We start from the raw sequence: 19,173 nt of genomic DNA, 5'->3' as shown, positions 1-19,173 counted from the left end.
CCGGCCGGGTCGGCTTCGACTTCTTGCCCTCCCCGGTGATCTCCATCGCCCGAATCAGGCGCAGCGCCTGCCCGAGCTCGGCGATCGCGCCCGCATACGCCCCCCGGGTGGCGGTGGGGAGGCTGGTAGTGGAACTCCCCAAGTTGGTGTCCTTGGTGACCTAGATCCCCAGCTCCTCGGACAGCGCCTTGAACTTCGCGTTGTGCCAACGCCCCTGACGGCTCGAGTCCTTGATTCCTCGCACATGCGCGAGCGCGTGCGCCGCCTCGTGCAACAGGGTGGCCAGCACCCGCAGTTACACCGTTCTCTTGACAGTCCCGCACGCAGGGGATGCGGCTCCAGGTGGTTGGCGTAGCGAAGGCTCTTGGCGCCATTAGGTGAGTCAGGCCTGGCGGCGCAGCTGAGGACTCTCGACCGCTGAGTCCGACCCCGGGGGCGGAGTCGCCTGCGAGACCGTGATCGAGGTGACGTGCTATGCATCGACGTATGGGTTCGGAAGGGCAGCATCGGGAGGTCGTTGTGCAGTTGCGGCCTGGGGGCGACCTCGAGCGCGTCGGAGGCTGGCTGCGGGAGCGCAAGCTCGAGGTCTTGCCGCTCGTCGTCGGTCTGCTGGCGGCGGGGGACGCCGCAGCGGTGCGAGCGGCGTTCGGCGGCGAGCCCGAGGGCGCCGAGCTCCCCGTGCCGGAGGAGCTGCGCACGGACGTGGAATCGGTCTCGGCCGTCCCCCCGAAGCAGCTGCACACGGGCGGGTAAGGAACGACGGAAGGAGTCCCGATGTCGATGCCCCGGATGCTCGAGTCGGCCAATGCTTTGCCCGAGGTGGTCATCGGGTATGTCTCTGTTCGCTCGCAGGGAGGCAGGTCGTTCCTGGATGCGGAGGATCTCAGTGACCCGGAGCCCTTCTACGGCAGCGCAGCCGACGACTCCGAGGCTGCGCAGGCGATCGAGAGGGCAGGGCTTGCGGTCGTCGCGGAGAGCCGGCTGGGCAAGGCGGTGGCGGGACCGCCGGCCGCGTTCGAGGAGCTCACCGGCGGCACGCTGATCGCGGTCGAGCGGCTAATGCACACGCGCGTCGGCCGTGTGGAGTATGTCACTCATCTGGACATCGTCGGGGACGGACAGCCCGAGGCGCTGGGCGTCGGTACGGCCGGCCCGGCGTCCGTGGAAGGGGTGGTCCTGGAACGGCCGCGGGCGCCGATGGCGATCTTCCCGGCGCCGATCCCGCCGTCCGTCGCCCGCTTCCACCTGCGTGTCCCGGACGACGTCGCGACGATTCTGGGTGCGGCGGACGCGCACCGGCGCGGGCAGCGGGGTGTGGGCGTGACGGTCGCGATGGTCGACAGCGGCTGGTTCCGTCACCCGTTCTTTACGGCGCACGGCTACACGGTGGAGCCGCCGGTCACTGTCGTCCCGGGCACCAACCCGGCGAGCGACCCGCACGGCCACGGGACCGGCGAGTCGGCGAATGTTTTCGCGATCGCCCCCGACGCCGTGCTGCGGCCATTCCGCGCCGCCAACGACAACGGCGATCTTGTCGGAGCGCTGGCCGGGTTCGTCCGCGCCAAGGCGGGCGCCCCCGATGTGCTCACCAACTCCTGGGGCGGTGACTACCCCGACCCTGCACCGGCGCAGCCGGACCCGGCAGACCGGCCGCTGGTCCTGGAGATCCTCGACGCGATCCAACAAGGCATCGTCGTCGTGTTCTCCGCCGCTAACGGCCAGTTCAGCGTCGAGGCCCAGGTCCCGGGAGTGATCGCCGCTGGCGGCGTGTTCGCGAGTGCCGGGCTTGAGCTTCAGGCCTCCGACTATTCCAGCGGCTACCACAGCCAGTGGTTCGGCGGCGTCGACGTGCCGACCGTGTCGGGTCTGGTCGGGATGCGACCCCGCGCCTCCTACATCATGATGCCCATCCCGCCGGGGTGCCCGATCGACGTTCAGCGCGCTGCGGCCGGTGGCGGTGACCCGGCCGACGGCACCAGCCCCAGCGACGGCTGGGCACTCTTCTCGGGGACGTCGGCGGCGGCGCCGCAGATCGCCGGAGCGGCCGCAGTGTTGCGCGGCATCCGCAACAACGCCAGCCCTGCGCAGGTCGCGCAGGCACTCGCGAACACCGCTATCGACGTCCGCGCGGGCCGCTGCCACCCGCGCTTCAACAACCCGGCCACGTCCGGCCGCGACTTGGCGACCGGGTTTGGGCTGATCGACGTGTCGGCCGCGGCGGCGGCCATCTGACCTTCGCGCCGCGGTACAGAGCGCGCTCGGATGCGGGCAGCCCGCGGGTCCGCGAGCGGTGATGCTGCCGCTCTTGAAGCGAGAGACGAGCAACCGTCCGAGCTCAACCGCCACAGTCCCTTTGAGCGTCAGTATTGGTCGTGCAGCGGGTGGCTCCGTAGAACTGCAGGACCTCCTCACGCGGCTGCAGCGCGGGCCACGCTCGACAAGCTGAGTACCCAACGGTGTGACAACCGGGCCGCACCATGGCGTCACAACACAGACACCCACGGACGCCAGAAGGCGACTCACCTGCACATTCCCGCCCGTCCGGCTTCCCGATCGATTGCTTCACACCGAAACACCCGACCGGGATCGCGCTGGCGAACCCGCGAAGGACGCTACGACAGGTCAAATCCACCCGAAGTCACATAGCGTTTCTGCCCTCCCCGCTAAACCGCCTGAGTCTTCTGCTGCGCGACGTGACGAAGGTCGTGATCAGCTCCGCTTCACCGGCTACCCGAACGTCCATCTCAAACTCCGCGACGCGCGCGTCGTCAATGCCACGCCGGCCTCTGACACCCACGCGGTGTACGTCTTGAGCGTCGTTGTCCCGCCGCCTCCGTGGCCGAGACGCCCGGCGACTGTCCGCGGGTCTACGCCACCAGTGATCAGCTCGGTCGGGAGTAGTGCCGGAGCTTGTGGAACGTGGTGTCGATGCCCAGGCGGTGGGCCAGGCGCTCGTAGCGTCGAGTCACTCAGTCCGGTCGCGCGAACGTGGAGCCGTCCGGTGAGCCGGAGAACACGAAGGCGCCCTCCGGAAGATCCAGGCCGAGAGCCGATGCCTTGGATCGGCAGCGCGCGAGGTGCTCACGCAGCACCGCTGCGGTCTCCCCATCGAGCGCGACGCGCCGCTGCTCCAGGTACCGGTCGAGCAGCTGGTCCACCGTCGCGGACGTCCGGGGGTTCCGCTTCTCCGCGACCTCGTGCAGGAGCCGGTCGCGGATCGCCTCGGCCTTGCGCATCGCCTTCGGGCCGGGTGGGACGACCTCGATCAGGTTGTGGCGCTTCTTCGTCACAGGGGCGAGCCCGGCGTAGACCCGAACCCGGAGCGCGCCGCTGCGCAGAGTCTCGATGTTGCCTCTGGCGCGAGCCTTGCCGGCCCCCGGACGACCCGTTCTGCAGGCACAATACCGCCCGTTCGTGCCACATCTCGTGCCACGCGATCGGCTCGCACGATCTTGACTTCTGCATCGCTGCTGTTCAGGCCTGGAGCCGGAGGTCAGGATCGAACTGACGACCTACCGCTTACAAGGCGGTTGCTCTACCACTGAGCTACACCGGCGAGGCCCCGTCCACGGACCGGGCCAGCACGCATCGTAATCCCCGAACCCCGGCTCCGACGGGCCACGCCCCCGGATGGGAACCTGGCGCCGTGGTGGACGAGCTCAACAGCGCCGAGCGCCTGGCGAACCGCCTGAAGGGCGCTCTGCGACGCGACGCCCGGCGGCTGCTCGCCGCGGGACCGCCGACGGTGCCGATGTTGATGGTCGGGCCGAAGGTGCCCGACGACGCGCGCGTGCAGCAGGTCCTCGACTTCTGCATGCGCGTCGGCGAGGTGCAGCTCTCCAGCGGGGAGAGCGTCGACGCCGTCACCGATCTGATGCTGCGGCTCGCCTCCATCTGCGGCCTCTCGGCCGTCGACGTGGACATCACGTTCACCTCGATCACCATCTGCTGCCACCGCGGCATGGCGGCGTCGCCCGTCACGTCGATGCGGCTGGTCAGCTACCGGACGCTCGACCTCACGCGGCTCGCCGCCGTCGACCGGGTCGTCGCGGACCTGGAGGCCGGGCGCACGGACGTGCGGAACGCGTCCGTCGCGCTCTCGGAGGCCGTCGAGGCCAAGCACCCCTATCCGCGGTGGGCGGCGACGGCCGGCTGGGCCGCCCTGGCCGGGTCGATCGCGGTGATCCTCGGCGGCGGCCCGACCACGGCCGTCACGGCGTTCCTCCTCACCGGGCTGATCGACCGGATCGGCCGGATCCTGAACAAGGCCGGGCTGCCGGCGTTCTTCCAGCAGGTCGTCGGTGGGTTCGTGGCCACCACCGCGACCGTCGGGCTGCTCGCCCTCGGGCTGTTCCCCCCGGGCACGAAGCCGTCGCTGGTCGTCGCCGCGAGCATCACGGTGCTGCTGTCCGGGCTGTCCGTCGTCGGTACCGTCCAGGACGCGATCTCCGGCTACTACGTGACGGCGGCGGGCCGGGTCGCCGAGATCGCCCTGCTGTCCGCGGGGCTCCTGACCGGCGTCGTCCTCGGCCTGCGGCTGGGCTTCGCGGTCGACATCGCGCTCGAGGTGTCCGGGGACGTCTCGGGGAGCATCGGGCGGTACTGGATCTCGGTCGTCGTCGCGGCCGGCGCGGCCGGCGGGTACGCGCTCGCCGGGTACGCGCCGTGGCGGTCCCTCGTGATCAGCGGCGCGGCGGGCGCAGCGGGCTGGGGCGTCTACCGGGCGCTGACGCAGTACGGCGGACTCGGCCCGATCGCGTCGACCGGCATCGCGGCGATCGTCGTCGGTGTCGGGGCGGGCCTGCTGCGGCGGACGAAGCACGTGCCCTCGCTCGTCGTCACGCTCGCGGGCATCACCCCGCTGCTGCCGGGCCTCACCGCGTACCGGGGCTTCTACCAGCTGGCGGTGGAGGGACTGTCGGAAGGCCTGGTCACGATCTCGGTCGCCGCTGCGATCGGCCTCGCGCTGGCCGCCGGGGTGACCTTCGGGGACTTCCTGACGCGCCCGCACCGGCTGAACCCGGTCATGAACCCGGCGGATGCGCTGGACGGTCCGGACACCGGAGACTCCACCTCGAACGGCGAGCGACAGTAGGCTCTGCCCCACGGATCCGCCGGCCCCCTGGGTCGTCGGTGGACGAGGAGGAGCACGTGGCACGCAGCACCGGGGACACGACGAAGAAGGACGAGCACCCACCCGCGGACTTCGTGGTCGTCGCGAACAGGCTCCCCGTCGATCTCGAGAAGCTGCCGGACGGCGGCCAGCGCTGGAAGCGCAGCCCCGGAGGCCTGGTGACGGCGCTCGAACCGATGCTCCGGGCCCGCGACGGCGCGTGGGTGGGCTGGCCGGGCGTCCCGGACGTCGACGTCGAGCCGCTCGTCGAGGACGGCCTGCAGCTACACCCGGTCCGGCTCTCCGCGCAGGAGGTCGAGGACTACTACGAGGGCTTCTCCAACGGGACGCTCTGGCCGCTCTACCACGACGTCGTCGCGCCGCCGGCGTTCCATCGGCACTGGTGGCGGGCCTACCGGACCGTCAACGAGCGCTTCGCCGAGGCGACGGCCGCGATCGCCGCCGAGAACGCCACCGTCTGGATCCAGGACTACCAGCTGCAGCTGATGCCGGCGATGCTGCGCGAGCTGCGGCCGGACCTGAAGATCGGCTTCTTCCTGCACATCCCGTTCCCGCCCACCGAGCTGTTCATGCAGCTCCCGTGGCGCGCCCGGATCGTCGAGGGGCTGCTCGGGGCGGACCTGATCGGCTTCCACACCCCCGGCGGCGTCCGGAACTTCCGCTGGCTGGCCACCCACCTCGCGGGCGCGGCGCCGGTGCGCAGCCGCAACGAGGTGACGGTCGGGCGGCGCACGGTGAAGATGGGCGCCTTCCCGATCTCCATCGACTCCGCGAACCTCGACGAGCTGTCCCGCACGGACGCCGTGATCAAGCGCGCGGCACAGGTCCGCGAGGACCTCGGGAACCCGAAGAAGGTCATCCTCGGGGTGGACCGGCTGGACTACACCAAGGGCATCAACGTCCGGCTGCGCGCGTTCGAGGAGCTCCTGGAGGACGGACGGCTGAGCGTCGAGGACGCGGTGATGGTGCAGCTCGCGACGCCGAGCCGGGAGCGCGTCGAGCACTACCAGAAGATGCGCAACGACATCGAGCAGTCCGTCGGGCGGATCAACGGCGAGTACGCGACGGTCGGGCACCCACCGGTGCACTACCTGCACCAGTCCCTCCCGCGCGACGAGCTGGCGGCCTTCTTCCTGGCCGCGGACGTCATGCTCGTGACCCCGCTGCGGGACGGCATGAACCTCGTCGCCAAGGAGTACGTCGCCTGCCGGCACGACCTCGGCGGCGCGCTCGTCCTGTCCGAGTTCGCGGGTGCCGCCGCCGAGCTGACCAGCGCGCTCCTGGTCAACCCGCACGACACGGACGGGGTCAAGGAGTCGCTCTACGCGGCCCTCACGATGAGCCCGCAGGAGGGCCGCAAGCGGATGCGGACACTGCGCAAGCAGGTGCTGACCCACGACGTCGACCGGTGGGCACGCTCGTTCCTGGAAGCCCTGGGCCTCGATCCGGAGCCGCGCACGTGACCGAGCTGCAGGCCGAGCTGGAGCGCCTCGCGGGGCTGGAGACGCTGCTCGTCGCCCTGGACTTCGACGGCGTCCTCGCCCCCATCGTGCTCGTCCCGTCCGAGGCCCGGCCGCTCCCGGCGGCCGCGGCGGCGATCCGGGAACTGGCGGGCCTGCCCGGGACCTCCGTCGTGCTCGTCTCCGGGCGCGGGCTCGCGGACCTGGCGGCGGTCTCCGGCTTCGCCACGCCGGTCCGGATGGTCGGCAGCCACGGCGGCGAGTTCGGCGAGGGACTGGTCGAGGGCGGCGGCTCGCTGCTCGACGACGACCAGGCGGCGCTCAAGGACGCGATGACCGAGGCGCTGGAGAAGCTGGTCGCCGGGGAGCCCGGTGCCGAGCTGGAGCACAAGCCGGCCGGGGTCGCGGTGCACGTGCGCAACGCGCCGCAGGAGGTCGGCGAGCGGCTGCTCGCAGCGGTGCGCACGGGCGTCGGGACGTGGGACGGCGTGGACTCCACCGAGGGCAAGGCCGTGATCGACCTGGCGGTGCTCAAGGTGAGCAAGGGCGCCGCGGTCGACCTCCTGCGCGAGCGGCTGCACCCCGACGCCGTGCTCTTCGTGGGGGACGACGTCACGGACGAGACCGTCTTCACGAGGCTGCGACCGGGCGACGTGGGGATCAAGGTGGGCGAGGGCGACACCGCCGCCGCCCACCGGGTCGACGGCCCCGAGGACGTCGCCGCCCTCCTGACCGAGCTGGCCCGGCTCCGCCGGCGCTAGGTCGTGCGCGGAAGACGTCGCCCTGGCGACGGTTTCCGTGCACAGCCTTCGTTCACCAGCCGGAGAAGAACCGTTCGGCGGCGCGGGGCTCCCCGCTCGTCACCCCGACGACCAGTTCGGTGGGCAGCACGAGATGCCGGGGGCGCGTGCGGTCCCCGCGCTCCAGGAGGAGCTCGCCCGCCATCTGTCCCTTCTTGCGGAACGGCTGGCGGATGGTCGTCAGGCCGACCCGGTCGGCGTCCGGGATGCCGTCGAAGCCGGTGACCGTGAGGTCGCCCGGGACCGAGAGGTTCGCGTCCGCGGCGTACCGGAGCGCGCCCATCGCGAGGATGTCCGACGTGCAGACGACGGCCGTGATGTCCGGATGCGCGGCGAGCAGCTCCGCGGCCGCGGACTCGCCGGCCTCCACGCTGTGCTCGAACCGCTCGTGGACCGGCACGTCCGCCCAGTCCACGCCGACCTCCGCCAGCGCGTCCCGGATCCCGCCGAGCCGGGCCTGCTGCACCGGGTAGGTCGTGGTCTCCTGCCGCTCGATGTCCGCGGGCCCGTCGTGCCGGTGGGCACCGAGCCGCATGCAGAGCACGCCGACCCGGCGGTGCCCTGCCGCCGTCAGGTGCCGCCCCAGCGCGAGCGTGCCCGCGCGGTCGTCGATGCTCACCCGGTCCACGCCCTCGACGCCCGTGGGCTGGTCGCACACCACCGTCGGCACGGGACGCTCCAGGACGGCCCGGAAGTGCGGGTCGTCCTCGCTGACCGAGTAGACGATGAACCCGTCGACGCCCGCCTGGTGCACCGCGGCGACGTCCGCGTGCTCCGGGCTGACCGGGACCAGCAGCAGCCCCTGCCCGGCCTGCTCGCAGGCCAGCGCGAGACCTTCGAGGAACCCGGTGGCCACCGGGTCCCGGAACGCGTAGGACAGCGCCTCGGTGAGGAGCAGGCCGACGGCGCCGGCACGCCGGGTACGCAGCGAGCGCGCCACCGGGTCCGGCCCCGGATAGCCGAGCCGGCGGGCGGCCTCGAGCACCTTGGCGCGCAGCGGCGCGGAGAGCTGGTCGGGTCGGTTGTAGGCGTTGGAGACGGTCGTGCGCGAGACGCCGAGCTCCGCCGCCAGCGACGCCAAAGTCGCCGGACGACGCACGTGGGGGGCCCCGGTCATGTGCGAACCGTAGCCGCCGCCGGTCCCGCACCGGTAGTCCGCGCCCACCGGGGGCGCGACGACCACGGAGGACACACGCTAGAGTGAATTGACAATGGTTTTCAATACAGACATGCGCATCTTCTGATACGGAGCCCCTCCATGACCCTGCGTCGCTCCCTGACGGTCCTCGTCGGCGTCGCCGCACTCTCCCTGGCCGTCGTGGCCTGCGGATCCTCGGACGACGCCGGGAGCGGCGCGCCGGCCGACGGGGCCGTCCCGGTCGTCGCCTCCACGAACGTCTACGGCGCCGTCGTCCGCGCGGTCGGCGGCGAGCACGTCTCCGTGACGTCGATCATCGACAGCCCGGACGCGGACCCGCACGAGTACGAGTCGCGGCCCGCGGACGCCGCGGCCGTCACGAAGGCGAAGCTCCTCGTGATGAACGGCGGCGGGTACGACGACTTCGCCACCAAGCTCGTCGCCTCGGCGGGGAGCTCCCCCGCGATCGTCGACGCCGTACAGGTCTCCGGACTGGAGCAGGCCGCCGGTTCGGGCGGGTTCAACGAGCACGTCTGGTACCACCTGCCGACCGTACGGAAGGTCGCCGACCAGATCGCGAAGGATCTAGGCACCATCGACCCGGCCAACGCGGCGGCCTACACCGCCAACGCCACGGCCTTCGACGGCCAGGTCGCCGGCCTCACCTCGAAGCTCGAGGCGATCAAGGCGCAGCACGCGGGCAAGCGCGTCGCGGTCACCGAGCCCGTCCCGCTCTACGAGATCGAGGCGGCGGGCCTGGTCGACGCGACGCCCGAGGAGTTCTCCACGGCGGTCGAGGAGGGCAACGACCCGCCGGCCGCGGTGCTCGACGAGACCATGAAGCTCGTCACCGGCGGGGACGTGAAGGCGCTGGTCTCCAACAGCCAGACCGAGAGCCCGACGACCACCCGGGTCGAGGACGCGGCGAAGGCCGCCGGAGTGCCGATCGTGTCCGTCACCGAGACGCTTCCCGCCGGCGTCGACGACTACGTCGCCTGGCAGTCCTCGCAGATCCACGCCTTGGCCGCGGCGCTGAACGGGACCGCGTGACCGCCCTGGTCCCCGCCGCGGGGGACGCGGGAGCGACGACGACAATGGGTTCCGTGAGCATCCCCGGGCCGGCCCCGTCGGTCAGCCTGCGCGACGCGCGGATCCGCTTCGGCGAGCGTGTCCTGTGGGACGGCCTGGACCTCGACGTGCGCCCCGGCGAGTTCGTCGCCGTGCTCGGCCCCAACGGCTCGGGCAAGACGACGCTGCTGCGGGTGCTGCTCGGGCTGCAGCCCCTGGATTCCGGAACCGTCCTCGTCGACGGCCACCCCGCCCGGCGCGGCAGCGGCCGGATCGGCTACATCCCCCAGCAGCAGGGCATGCCCGAGGACCTGCCCCTGCGGGCGGCGGACCTGGTCGGGCTGGGGCTCGACGGGCACCGCTTCGGCCCGGGGTTCGGTCTGGGCCTGGCGGGGCGGCGCGAGCGGCGGGAGCGCGTGGCGGCGGCGCTGGCAGCGGTGGGTGCGACGTCGTACGCGTCGTCGCCGGTCGGCCGGCTCTCCGGTGGCGAGCAGCAGCGGCTGCGGGTCGCGCAGGCGCTCGTCGGGGACCCGGCGGTGCTGCTCTGCGACGAGCCGCTGCTGTCCCTGGACCTCGCCCACCAGCGGACCGTCACCGATCTCGTCGACGCGCGGCGGCGCACCGCGGACACCGCGGTCGTCTTCGTGACGCACGAGATCAACCCGGTGCTGCCGCTGGTGGACCGGGTCCTGTACCTGGTCGACGGCCGGTTCCGGATCGGCGCGCCGGACGAGGTCATGACGTCGGAGACGCTCTCGGAGCTGTACCGGACGGACGTCGAGGTGCTGCGGACACGGGGCCGGCTCGTCGTGGTCGGGGCGGAGCACGCGCAGGATCACCACCACCACGAGGCGCACGCGTGAGCGCCGACGTACTTCCTCCCGCGGAGGCGGCGTCATGACCGACATCCTGGGAAGGCTCCTCAACTTCGACGGCACCGGCGAACTCCTCGGCCTGCCGTTCGTCCAGAACGCCCTCCTCGCCTCCGCGATCCTCGGCCTGGTCGCGGGCGTGCTCGCACCGCTGGTCGTCGGTCGCGGGATGGGGTTCGCGGTGCACGGCACGTCCGAGCTCGCGTTCACCGGCGCGGCCGCGGCGCTGCTGCTCGGCATCAGCGTGAGCGTCGGGGCGGTCGTGGGCGCGGTGATCGCCGGACTCGTGTTCGGGGCGCTCGGGCTGCGCCGGCGCGAGCGGGACTCGGTGATCGGCGTCGTGCTGGCGTTCGGGCTGGGCCTCGGCGTGCTGCTGCTCGGGCTCTACTCCGGCCGCGCGTCCAACAAGTTCGGGCTGCTCACCGGCTCGATCGTGTCCGTGGACGCGTCGAACCTGTGGGTGCTCGGCGGGGTCGCGGTTGTCGTCCTCGGGACGCTCGCGGTGATCTACCGGCCGCTGCTGTTCGCGAGCACGGACCCGGACGTCGCGGTCGCCCGCGGGGTGCCCGTCCGGCTGCTGTCGCCGCTGTTCGCCGTGCTCGTCTCGCTGACGACGGCGCTGGCGGTCCCGATCGTCGGCGCGATCCTGGTGCTCTCGGTGACGATCATCCCGGGTGCCGCGGCCGCGCGGGTGACGTCGAGCCCGCTCAAGGCGACGCTGCTGGCCGTCGCGATCGCGGAGGTCGCGCTGCTCGGCGGCACGGTGCTGTCCCTGGCCCCGGGGCTGTCGATCTCCGGCTACGTCGCGACGATCGCGTTCCTCGCCTACCTCGCCTGCCGGGTCATCGGCCGCGCCCGCGGCGCCGTCCGTCCGGGGTAGGGCTGCGGCTTCGCCACCTGTGCGCGGTAATCGTTGCTGTAGCGACGATTACCGCGCACGAGCGGCGGAGCCGCGATTCCCGCTCACAGGCGCGTCAGCGCGCCTCAGTGTGCGAGGCGGCGGCGGCGCGCGACCTCGGAGAGCACGACGCCGGTCGCGACGGCCGCGTTGAGCGACTCCACCGGGCCGGCCATCGGGATCGACACGGTGACGTCGCAGGTCTCCTTGACGAGCCGGGACAGGCCCTTGCCCTCGGAGCCCGTGACGATGACCAGCCCGCTCTCGGCGAGGTCGAAGTCGTCCAGCGACACGTCGCCGTCGGCGTCGAGGCCCGCGATCATCAGCCCCGCGGTGGCGTACTCACGCAGCGTCCGGGTGAGGTTCGTGCAGCGCGCGACGGGCACGCGGGCCGCCGTGCCGGCGGAGGTCCGCCAGGCGACCGCCGTCATCCCGGCCGCGCGACGCTGCGGCACGACGACGCCGTGCCCGCCGAACGCGCCCACGGAGCGGACGACGGCGCCCAGGTTGCGCGGGTCCGTCACCCCGTCCAGGGCGACGATCAGCGGCGGCGTCCCGGAGTCCGCTGCGGCCTCGAGCAGCTCGTCCGGGTGCGCGTAGGCGTACGGCGGAACCTGCAGCCCGACGCCCTGGTGCAGTGCCCCGCCGGACATCTTGTCCAGGTCGTTGCGCGGGACCTCGAGGATCGAGATGCCGACGTCCGCGGCCAGGTGGATCGCCTCGGCGATCCGCTCGTCCGAGGCGCTGCCGATCGAGACGTAGAGCGCCGTCGCGGGCACGCCCGCGCGCAGGCACTCGAGCACCGGGTTGCGCCCGAGGACCGTCTCCGGGGCGTCCCCGTCGCCGGTGCGGCGCCGGGTGTTGGCGTGCCGGGCCCGCTCGTCGCGGGCCTGCTTGCCCGCCGCGCGGCGCGCGGCGGGGTGACCCTTGCGCTCCTCGGCGGCGGGGGTGGGTCCCTTGCCCTTCAGGCCACGACGGCGCTGGCCGCCGGATCCGACGACAGGCCCCTTCTTCGTGCCTTCCTTGCGCATCGCGCCGCGGCGTCGTGAGTTGCCGGCCATGTGTATCGAGTCCGTAATCCGTAGGGGTGTGACGAAAAATGCGGTCTTGTCAGGCGTTCTTCAGCGACCAGGTGGGGCCGTCCGCGCTGTCCTCGACGGCGATCCCCGCCGCGAGCAACCGGTCCCGGACGGCGTCCGCCTCGGCGAAGTCCTTCGCCTTGCGGGCCGCCTGCCGCCGCTCGAGCAACTCCTCGACGAGCGCGGTGAGCGCGCCCGCCGCGGCGTCGTCCGTGCGCTCGCCGGTGATCCAGCGGCCGTCGAGCGGGTCGACGCCCAGCACGGCGGTCATCGCGCGGACGGCCTCGGCCGCCGCCGTGGCCCCGGCCCTGTCCCCGGAGTCCAGTGCGCCGTTGCCCTCGCGCACCGTCGTGTGGACGACCGCGAGCCCGCCGGGCGTGCCCAGGTCGTCGTCCAGGGCGGCGGCGAACTGCGCCGGCACCCGTTCCGCGATCCCCGGCAGCCCGATGCGCTCGCGCACGCGGTGCACGAACGTCTCGATCCGCCGGTAGGCCGCGACCGACTCGCCGAGCGCCGTGTCCGAGTACTCGATCGCGGAACGGTAGTGCGGGCCGACCAGGTAGTACCGCAGCTCGACGCCGCGGACGCGCTCGAGCACCGCCGGGATGGACAGAGTGTTGCCCAGGGACTTGGACATCTTCTCGCCGCCCATGGTGACCCAGCCGTTGTGCAGCCAGTAGCGGGCGAACGGGTCCCCGGCGGCCTGCGCCTGCGCCCGCTCGTTCTCGTGGTGCGGGAACACCAGGTCCAGGCCGCCGCCGTGGATGTCGAACTCCGGGCCGAGGTAGGTCGTCGCCATGGCGGAGCACTCGAGGTGCCAGCCGGGCCGGCCCGGGCCCCAGGGCGTGGGCCACGACGGCTCGCCCGGCTTGGCGGCCTTCCACAGTGTGAAGTCCAGCGGGTCCCGCTTCGTGCGGGACTCGCCCTCGCCCTGCGCGACGTCGTCGACCCTCTGTCCGGAGAGCTTCCCGTAGTCCGGGAACGTGCGGACGGCGAAGTAGACGTCTCCGCCCGAGACGTAGGCGTGCCCGCCGTCGATCAGGCGCCCGATGAGCTCGACCATCTGCGTCACGTGCCCGGTGGCCCGCGGCTCGATCGAGGGCGGCAGGCAGCCCAGCGCCTCGTACGCGGCGGCGAAGGCGCGCTCGTGCGTCGCGGCCCACTCCCACCACGGGCGGCCGGCGTCGGCGGCCTTGCGCAGGATCTTGTCGTCGATGTCCGTGACGTTGCGGACCAGCGTGACGTCGTAGCCCGAGCGGGTGAGCCAGCGACGCAGCACGTCGTAGTTCAGCCCGCTGCGGACGTGCCCGATGTGCGGCAGGCCCTGCACCGTGGCGCCACAGACGTACATCGACACGGCTCCGGCGCGCAGCGGGACGAAGTCCCGCAGCTCCCTGGTCGCGGTATCGAAGAGTCGGACGCTCACGTGACCCAGACTACGGAACCGCTGGTCCGCCAGGGCGGGCGGGCGGCGCGAGGAGGAGTTCCGCTTCGTCCAAGACGCCGGACGGCCGTCGCGGCACGCTGGGCGGTATGAGTGACAGGTCCCCCATCATGTCCCTGTACCCGCGCCTCGCCGTCCGGGGCGCGGACGCCGCGATCGCGTTCTACGTCCAGGCCCTCGGCGCCGAGCTCGTCGAGCGGTACGCCGCACCCGGCGGGACGGTGGTGCACGCCATGCTCCGGGCCGGCTCCGTCCGGTGGGCGGTGAAGGACGCCGACGAGTACGACCCCGCTCCCGGCGAGGGCGGCCATTCGGCGATCCTCGCGCTCGACGTGACCGACGCCGACGCCGTCGCCGGCCGGCTCGAGGCGGCCGGAGCGACCGTCCGGTTCCCGGTCGCGGATCAGCCCTACGGCGAACGCGGGGGCCGGCTCACGGACCCGTTCGGGCACCAGTGGATGGTGTCCCAGAAGCTCGAGGACCTGACGCCGGACGAGGTGCAGGCGCGGGCGGACGCGATGTTCGCCGAGGGAACCTGAGCACCGGCGCCCTCTCCTCAGGAGGCGGGCATCAGCAGGGCCGTGGCGATCGCCGCGATCCCCTCGCCCCGGCCGGTGAGGCCCAGGCCGTCGGTCGTGGTGCCGGAGACCGCGACGGGCCCCCCGACCGCCGCGGAGAGCACCCGCTGCGCCTCGTTCCGGCGCTTGCCGATCTTGGGGGCGTTGCCGATGACCTGCACTACGGCGTTCCCGACGGTCCAGCCCGCCTCCGTGAGGAGCCGGCGCACCTCACCGAGGAGCGTCACGCCGCTCGCGCCGGACCACTCCGGGCGACCGGTGCCGAACACCGCGCCGAGGTCGCCGAGGCCGGCGGCGGAGAGCAGGGCGTCGCAGAGGGCATGGGCCGCGACGTCGCCGTCGGAGTGCCCGGCGCAGCCGTCGACGCCCTCCCACTCCAGCCCGGCGACCCAGCACGGGCGCCCGGCCTCGACCGGATGCACGTCGCTGCCGATCCCGACCCTCACGAGCCCTCCTCCCGGACCAGCAGCTCCGCGATCCGCAGGTCCCACGCCGTCGTCACCTTGAAGGCCCGCGCGTCCCCCGGGACGGTGACGACCACCTCGCCCAGGGCCTCGACGAGCCCGGCATCGTCCGTCGCGGACTCGCCGGCGGCGGCGTAGGCCCGCTCCAGGACGTCCCGGCGGAAGCCCTGCGGGGTCTGGACCGCCCGCAGCACAGTTCGGTCCACAGTGGAATGCACGACCCCCGTGGGGTCCACCTGCTTGACCGTGTCCGCCAGCGGGAGCGCCGGGACGACGGCCCCGTTCCCCGCCTCGACCGCGGCCACGACGGATGCGACGAGTGCGGCGGGCGTGAGCGGTCGCGCGGCGTCGTGCACGAGGACGACGTGGGGACCGTCACCTGGAGGCCCGTCTGATCGTTCACCGACGTGGGCACGATGCGGCAGAGCGCCGCAGAGCACGTCGAGCGCCTTGCGCACCGACGTGGTCCGATCCTGCCCGCCCACGATCACGGTCACGGGACGACCGTCGAACAGCGCGCAGGCCTCGTCGCGCAACGGCTCCGGAACGGCGACGACCACCTGGTCGACGACACCGGAGGCCAGCAGCCCCTCGACGGCGCGGACGACGATCGGCACGCCCACCAGCTCGACGAACGCCTTGGGCACACCCGCGCCCAGACGCACGCCCGAACCCGCGGCCGGCACGATCGCCGCCACGTTCACGACAGGACCATCCCTGATCCCGTCGTACTCGCCGCCGTACCCCTCGCCGATCAGGCGTTGGTGGTGGCCAGCACCTCGTCGAGCAGCACCTCGGCGCGGTCCTCGTCAGTGCCCTCGGCGAGCGCGAGCTCGCTGACGAGGATCTGGCGGGCCTTGGCCAGCATGCGCTTCTCGCCCGCGGACAGGCCGCGGTCCTTCTCCCGGCGCCACAGGTCGCGGACGACCTCGGCGACCTTGTTCACGTCACCCGACGCGAGCTTCTCCAGGTTCGCCTTGTACCGGCGGGACCAGTTGGTCGGCTCCTCGGTGTGCGGTGCGCGGAGCACCTCGAACACCTTGTCCAGACCCTCCTGGCCGACGACATCACGAACGCCCACGACCTCGGCGTTCTCCGCGGGCACGCGAACCGTCAGGTCACCCTGGGCGACCTTCAGGACGAGGTACTTGCGCTCCTCGCCCTTGATCGTCCTAGTCTCGATCGCCTCGATGAGAGCGGCACCGTGGTGCGGGTAGACGACGGTCTCTCCGACCTTGAAAACCATGTGTCCTCTGGCCCCTTTCGCTGCACCCAGGTTAACACGGCCGGCAGCCGTCCTGTACGTCGGTGCGCGACGTCGTCGCAGGTCACGGGGTTGACAACCGGGAAAAAACGTGCAGGCGTCCGCATCGAGGGACCCCTGCCCGAGCCGCGTTGCCCACCGCTCGGACCGCGCGACTAGGCTGCTCGCGCGGGATGCTGCCACACCGATCACACCGGTGCCGACGCGTCCCGGACCCGCACCCGAAGACGACCGGCCACCACCGGAACCGCCCGGACCCGCGAAGCCCCGGGCCCGGCCGGCAGGAAGGACGCCCGAACCGTGAGCCGCCCCAGCGACACCCCGGCCACCCCGGCCCCCACCTCGCGCTCCCGCGCGTCCCGCCGCCCGACCGCGATCGCGCTCGCGGGCGGCGTCGCGCTCGGTGCCGTGCTGCTGGCCGGCTGCGGTGCGGGCCAGCAGGCACAGACGTCCGAGCAGACCTCCGCCGTCGCCGGAGCCAACACCCAGGTCGGCGACATCGCCATCCGCAACGCCGAGATCGCCTATCCCGACACGGTCCCGGCGTCGGCGAACGTCTACTCGGTGGGGGGCACCGCCCCGGTCGAGATGGTCATCGTCAACCAGGGGAGGGCCGCTGACCGGCTCGTCTCGGGCACGAGCCCGCTCGGCACGGTCAAGATCGACGGCGACGGCTCACTGCCGGCCGGGCGCGCGCTCGTCGCGGGCACGAACAAGGACATCCCGACGCCCCCGGGCGCCAATCCGGTCACGATGGAGATCACGGGCCTGCGCGAGGACATCCGCTCCGGCCTGTCCTACCCGCTGGTGCTGACCTTCCAGCAGGCCGGGGCGGTCACCGTGCAGCTGCCGGTGGCCCCGCCCAAGGAGCCCCGTCACGACGAGCCCGCCGAGGCGGCCGGCGGGGCGGCCGGCGGGGGCGCGCACTGACCGGGCGTACCCGCTCGCGCACCAGCTACCGGTGCGCCGAGTGCGGTCACCAGGCCGCCCAGTGGGTCGGCCGGTGTCCGCAGTGCCAGGCCTGGGGCTCGCTCGAGGAGACGGCGGCGCTCCCGCGGGCGAGCGCCGCGAACCCCCTGCGCAAGGTCGCGGCGGGCGCGCCCAGCACCCCCGCGCAGCGCATCTCCGACGTCGCGCTGGACTCCGCGCGAGCCCGGCCGACGGGCGTCGAGGAGCTGGACCGGGTTCTCGGCGGCGGGCTCGTCCCGGGCGCGGTGGTGCTGCTCGCGGGCGAGCCGGGCGTCGGCAAGTCCACGCTGCTGCTCGAGGTCGCGGCCCGCGCCGCGGCGTCCGGGCGTGTTCTCTACGTGACCGGCGAGGAGTCCGCCGGGCAGGTCCGGCTGCGCGCCGAGCGCACGAACGGCCTGCACGACGACCTGTACCTCGCCGCGGAGTCGGACCTCGGCGCGATCGTCGGGCACATCGACGCGCTCGCGCCCAGCCTGCTGATCGTCGACTCGATCCAGACCATGACCACCGGCGAGGTCGACGGCATCCCGGGCGGGGTCACGCAGACCCGCGCCGTGACCGTCGCGCTCACGTCGCTGGCCAAGCAACGCGGGCTGCCGGTGCTGCTCGTCGGGCACGTGACGAAGGACGGCAGCATCGCCGGGCCCCGCGTGCTCGAGCACCTCGTGGACGTCGTGCTGGCGTTCGAGGGCGACAAGCACTCGACGCTGCGCATGGTCCGCGGCGTCAAGAACCGCTTCGGGCCCGCGGACGAGGTGGGCTGCTTCGAGCTGCGGGACGAGGGGATCGTCGGCCTCGCGGACCCGTCCGGCCTGTTCCTCGCCCGGTTCGGCAGCACTCGCGAGTCGTCGGTCGCGGGGACGGCGGTCACCGTCGTGATGGACGGCCGGCGCCCGCTGCTCGCCGAGGTGCAGGCGCTGGTGGCGGGCTCGAACATCCCCAGCCCCCGACGGGCCGTCAGCGGGCTGGACAACGCGCGCGTCGCGATGCTCCTGGCCGTGCTGGAGCGCCGGGCGAAGGTCAAGCTGGCGGACTCCGAGGTCTACACCGCGACGGTCGGTGGCATGAAGATCGCCGAGCCCGCCGCGGACCTCGCGATCGCCCTGGCCGTCGCCTCCGCGAGGTGGGACGTCGCGCTGCCGCCGGACATGGTGGTGGTCGGCGAGCTCGGCCTCGCCGGTGAGGTCCGGCGGGTCAACGGCGTGCAGCGACGGCTGGCCGAGGCCGCCCGGCTCGGCTTCACCCGGGCGCTCATCCCGACGGACAGCGACGTCGGCAAGGGCCTGGGCATGCAGATCACCGTGGTGCACGACCTGGGTCAGGTGCTCCGGGACGTCAAGCCCCGCTGACGGCGCTCACGTCAGGCGGAACGCCGTGGGCGGGCTGATCCGGTCCGCCACCCGCGTCAGCAGCCGGTAGTCCCCCGCGGGCACCCGGGTGCGGGCGGCCTCGCAACCCGGTGTCGACGTCATGCCGGACCAGGTGACCGCGAACGCGACCGGCTGTCCCGGCACCAGCGTCCGCAGGTCGTCGGTCGACGGGTTCACGCAGTCGTTGCTGGACCAGAGCCGCTGCTGCTGGTCGCCGCTCCACACGACGATCTCCTGCAGGGCGCCGTCGAGGTCCCGGACGCACGCCTGCCCGCTCACGTTCGTGACGACGAGACGGAAGACCGGATGGCCGCCGGACCTGTGCTCGGGGCGGTCGATCTCCGCGATCACGGAGATCATGTCGTTCGTGCAGGGCGGCGGGCCGGTACTCGGCGCCGGGGACGCGGGCGGCACGGCGACCGGGGGTCGCGGGGTGTCGTCGGGGCGGACGGTCTCGTCGGTGGCGGTCGGGCCGGCGGCGTCGGCTCCGCCCTCGACCCCGGCCGTGGCGCTCGCGGGTCCGGCGCCTTCGGGCCCGGCGCTCGTCGGGGCGGCGCCCGAACTGCTCGGGGCGGTCCCGCCCGGGGCCGCCTCGCTCAGGGCGGCCGCGACGGCACCGCTCGGGGCCGGGTCGC

20 protein-coding genes and 1 tRNA gene are annotated in these 19,173 nt (G+C 72.9%); 11 read left to right on the top strand and 10 right to left on the bottom strand.

Going from position 1 to position 19,173, the window contains the following annotated elements; all coding sequences use genetic code 11:
• Positions 1-160: 160 nt before the first annotated feature.
• Positions 161-289: a hypothetical protein gene (locus JWP64_RS10890; protein WP_297495484.1), complete on the bottom strand. Its 129-nt coding sequence runs from the start codon at positions 287-289 to the stop codon at positions 161-163.
• Between the two features lie 230 nt (positions 290-519).
• Here JWP64_RS10890 and JWP64_RS10885 point away from each other — a divergent pair, with 230 nt between their 5' ends.
• Both JWP64_RS10885 and JWP64_RS10880 read left to right on the top strand, forming a co-directional pair.
• On the top strand, positions 520-753 hold the full coding sequence (locus JWP64_RS10885) for a hypothetical protein (RefSeq protein ID WP_297495483.1): 234 nt from the start codon (positions 520-522) through the stop codon (positions 751-753).
• A gap of 21 nt (positions 754-774) precedes the next feature.
• Positions 775-2,232: a S8 family serine peptidase gene (locus tag JWP64_RS10880; protein WP_297495482.1), complete on the top strand. Its 1,458-nt coding sequence runs from the start codon at positions 775-777 to the stop codon at positions 2,230-2,232.
• Between the two features lie 737 nt (positions 2,233-2,969).
• On the opposite strand, the gene JWP64_RS10875 is transcribed toward JWP64_RS10880, so the two are convergent.
• Together JWP64_RS10875 and JWP64_RS10870 are read right to left on the bottom strand one after the other, a co-directional pair.
• Positions 2,970-3,290, bottom strand: coding sequence for a hypothetical protein (locus JWP64_RS10875; RefSeq protein ID WP_297495480.1), 321 nt, complete (start codon positions 3,288-3,290; stop codon positions 2,970-2,972).
• A gap of 191 nt (positions 3,291-3,481) precedes the next feature.
• Positions 3,482-3,556: transfer RNA gene (locus JWP64_RS10870), tRNA-Thr, on the bottom strand.
• A 90-nt stretch (positions 3,557-3,646) separates the two neighbouring features.
• Between JWP64_RS10870 and JWP64_RS10865 the strand changes: the two genes are divergently transcribed.
• Genes JWP64_RS10865 through otsB form a run of 3 tightly spaced genes read left to right on the top strand, consistent with a single transcriptional unit; the run spans position 3,647 to position 7,355 of the window.
• Positions 3,647-5,095, top strand: coding sequence for a threonine/serine exporter family protein (locus JWP64_RS10865; RefSeq protein ID WP_297495477.1), 1,449 nt, complete (start codon positions 3,647-3,649; stop codon positions 5,093-5,095).
• A 56-nt stretch (positions 5,096-5,151) separates the two neighbouring features.
• Positions 5,152-6,597 carry a trehalose-6-phosphate synthase gene (locus tag JWP64_RS10860; RefSeq protein ID WP_297495475.1) on the top strand — a complete coding sequence of 482 codons (1,446 nt, stop codon included), beginning with the start codon at positions 5,152-5,154 and terminating at the stop codon, positions 6,595-6,597.
• The gene (gene otsB, locus JWP64_RS10855) at positions 6,594-7,355 is read left to right on the top strand and encodes a trehalose-phosphatase (protein WP_297495473.1); all 762 of its coding nucleotides are present in this window, start codon (positions 6,594-6,596) and stop codon (positions 7,353-7,355) included. The genes JWP64_RS10860 and otsB overlap by 4 nt, the downstream gene beginning before the upstream one ends.
• A gap of 52 nt (positions 7,356-7,407) precedes the next feature.
• Here the strand turns inward: otsB and JWP64_RS10850 are convergent, their stop codons facing one another.
• Complete coding sequence (locus JWP64_RS10850) at positions 7,408-8,511, bottom strand: LacI family DNA-binding transcriptional regulator (RefSeq protein WP_297495471.1); 1,104 nt, start codon at positions 8,509-8,511, stop codon at positions 7,408-7,410.
• 141 nt (positions 8,512-8,652) lie between these two features.
• On the opposite strand from JWP64_RS10850, the gene JWP64_RS10845 reads away from it, so the two are divergent.
• The 3 genes from JWP64_RS10845 to JWP64_RS10835 are packed head-to-tail and all read left to right on the top strand — an operon-like array spanning position 8,653 to position 11,352.
• A complete protein-coding gene (locus tag JWP64_RS10845; RefSeq protein WP_297495469.1) occupies positions 8,653-9,582 on the top strand; it encodes a zinc ABC transporter substrate-binding protein in 930 nt (309 codons plus the stop codon).
• A gap of 44 nt (positions 9,583-9,626) precedes the next feature.
• Entirely contained in the window at positions 9,627-10,463 is an 837-nt protein-coding gene (locus tag JWP64_RS10840; RefSeq protein WP_297495486.1) for a metal ABC transporter ATP-binding protein, read from the top strand.
• 34 nt (positions 10,464-10,497) lie between these two features.
• Positions 10,498-11,352 carry a metal ABC transporter permease gene (locus tag JWP64_RS10835; protein ID WP_297495467.1) on the top strand — a complete coding sequence of 285 codons (855 nt, stop codon included), beginning with the start codon at positions 10,498-10,500 and terminating at the stop codon, positions 11,350-11,352.
• 104 nt (positions 11,353-11,456) lie between these two features.
• Here JWP64_RS10835 and rlmB read toward each other — a convergent pair whose 3' ends face one another.
• Together rlmB and cysS are read right to left on the bottom strand one after the other, a co-directional pair.
• On the bottom strand, positions 11,457-12,431 hold the full coding sequence (rlmB, locus tag JWP64_RS10830) for a 23S rRNA (guanosine(2251)-2'-O)-methyltransferase RlmB (protein ID WP_297495465.1): 975 nt from the start codon (positions 12,429-12,431) through the stop codon (positions 11,457-11,459).
• A 49-nt stretch (positions 12,432-12,480) separates the two neighbouring features.
• Entirely contained in the window at positions 12,481-13,875 is a 1,395-nt protein-coding gene (gene cysS / locus JWP64_RS10825) for a cysteine--tRNA ligase (protein WP_297495463.1), read from the bottom strand.
• Between the two features lie 107 nt (positions 13,876-13,982).
• Between cysS and JWP64_RS10820 the strand changes: the two genes are divergently transcribed.
• Positions 13,983-14,432: a VOC family protein gene (locus JWP64_RS10820; RefSeq protein ID WP_297495461.1), complete on the top strand. Its 450-nt coding sequence runs from the start codon at positions 13,983-13,985 to the stop codon at positions 14,430-14,432.
• Between the two features lie 17 nt (positions 14,433-14,449).
• On the opposite strand, the gene ispF is transcribed toward JWP64_RS10820, so the two are convergent.
• Genes ispF through JWP64_RS10805 form a run of 3 tightly spaced genes read right to left on the bottom strand, consistent with a single transcriptional unit; the run spans position 14,450 to position 16,181 of the window.
• The gene (gene ispF / locus JWP64_RS10815; protein WP_297495459.1) at positions 14,450-14,917 is read right to left on the bottom strand and encodes a 2-C-methyl-D-erythritol 2,4-cyclodiphosphate synthase; all 468 of its coding nucleotides are present in this window, start codon (positions 14,915-14,917) and stop codon (positions 14,450-14,452) included.
• Entirely contained in the window at positions 14,914-15,639 is a 726-nt protein-coding gene (gene ispD / locus JWP64_RS10810; protein WP_297495457.1) for a 2-C-methyl-D-erythritol 4-phosphate cytidylyltransferase, read from the bottom strand. The genes ispF and ispD overlap by 4 nt, the downstream gene beginning before the upstream one ends.
• Positions 15,640-15,689: 50 nt before the next feature.
• A complete protein-coding gene (locus JWP64_RS10805) occupies positions 15,690-16,181 on the bottom strand; it encodes a CarD family transcriptional regulator (RefSeq protein ID WP_297495455.1) in 492 nt (163 codons plus the stop codon).
• 318 nt (positions 16,182-16,499) lie between these two features.
• Between JWP64_RS10805 and JWP64_RS10800 the strand changes: the two genes are divergently transcribed.
• Positions 16,500-17,129 (top strand): hypothetical protein, encoded by a 630-nt coding sequence (locus tag JWP64_RS10800; protein ID WP_297495453.1) that lies wholly within the window; start codon positions 16,500-16,502, stop codon positions 17,127-17,129.
• Positions 17,126-18,517 carry a DNA repair protein RadA gene (radA, locus tag JWP64_RS10795; protein ID WP_297495485.1) on the top strand — a complete coding sequence of 464 codons (1,392 nt, stop codon included), beginning with the start codon at positions 17,126-17,128 and terminating at the stop codon, positions 18,515-18,517. Before JWP64_RS10800 ends, radA begins: the two co-directional genes overlap by 4 nt.
• Before the next feature lie 6 nt (positions 18,518-18,523).
• Here the strand turns inward: radA and JWP64_RS10790 are convergent.
• Positions 18,524-19,173: hypothetical protein (locus JWP64_RS10790; RefSeq protein WP_297495451.1), on the bottom strand; the 650-nt coding region annotated here is incomplete at its 5' end.

It is taken from the genome of Pseudonocardia sp., assembly GCF_025465255.1.
Lineage (GTDB): Bacteria > Actinomycetota > Actinomycetes > Mycobacteriales > Pseudonocardiaceae > Pseudonocardia.
This window is presented reverse-complemented; position numbering and strand designations above follow the sequence as displayed.

Excerpts from the sequence above, each read along its gene's own strand:
- JWP64_RS10845 (WP_297495469.1), top strand. The coding sequence starts at position 8,653 with ATGACCCTGCGTCGCTCCCTGACGGTCCTCGTCGGCGTCGCCGCACTC.
- JWP64_RS10805 (WP_297495455.1), bottom strand. The coding sequence starts at position 16,181 with ATGGTTTTCAAGGTCGGAGAGACCGTCGTCTACCCGCACCACGGTGCC.
- JWP64_RS10840 (WP_297495486.1), top strand. The coding sequence starts at position 9,627 with ATGGGTTCCGTGAGCATCCCCGGGCCGGCCCCGTCGGTCAGCCTGCGC.
- JWP64_RS10880 (WP_297495482.1), top strand. The coding sequence starts at position 775 with ATGTCGATGCCCCGGATGCTCGAGTCGGCCAATGCTTTGCCCGAGGTG.
- JWP64_RS10835 (WP_297495467.1), top strand. The coding sequence starts at position 10,498 with ATGACCGACATCCTGGGAAGGCTCCTCAACTTCGACGGCACCGGCGAA.
- rlmB (WP_297495465.1), bottom strand. The coding sequence starts at position 12,431 with ATGGCCGGCAACTCACGACGCCGCGGCGCGATGCGCAAGGAAGGCACG.
- JWP64_RS10850 (WP_297495471.1), bottom strand. The coding sequence starts at position 8,511 with ATGACCGGGGCCCCCCACGTGCGTCGTCCGGCGACTTTGGCGTCGCTG.
- JWP64_RS10820 (WP_297495461.1), top strand. The coding sequence starts at position 13,983 with ATGAGTGACAGGTCCCCCATCATGTCCCTGTACCCGCGCCTCGCCGTC.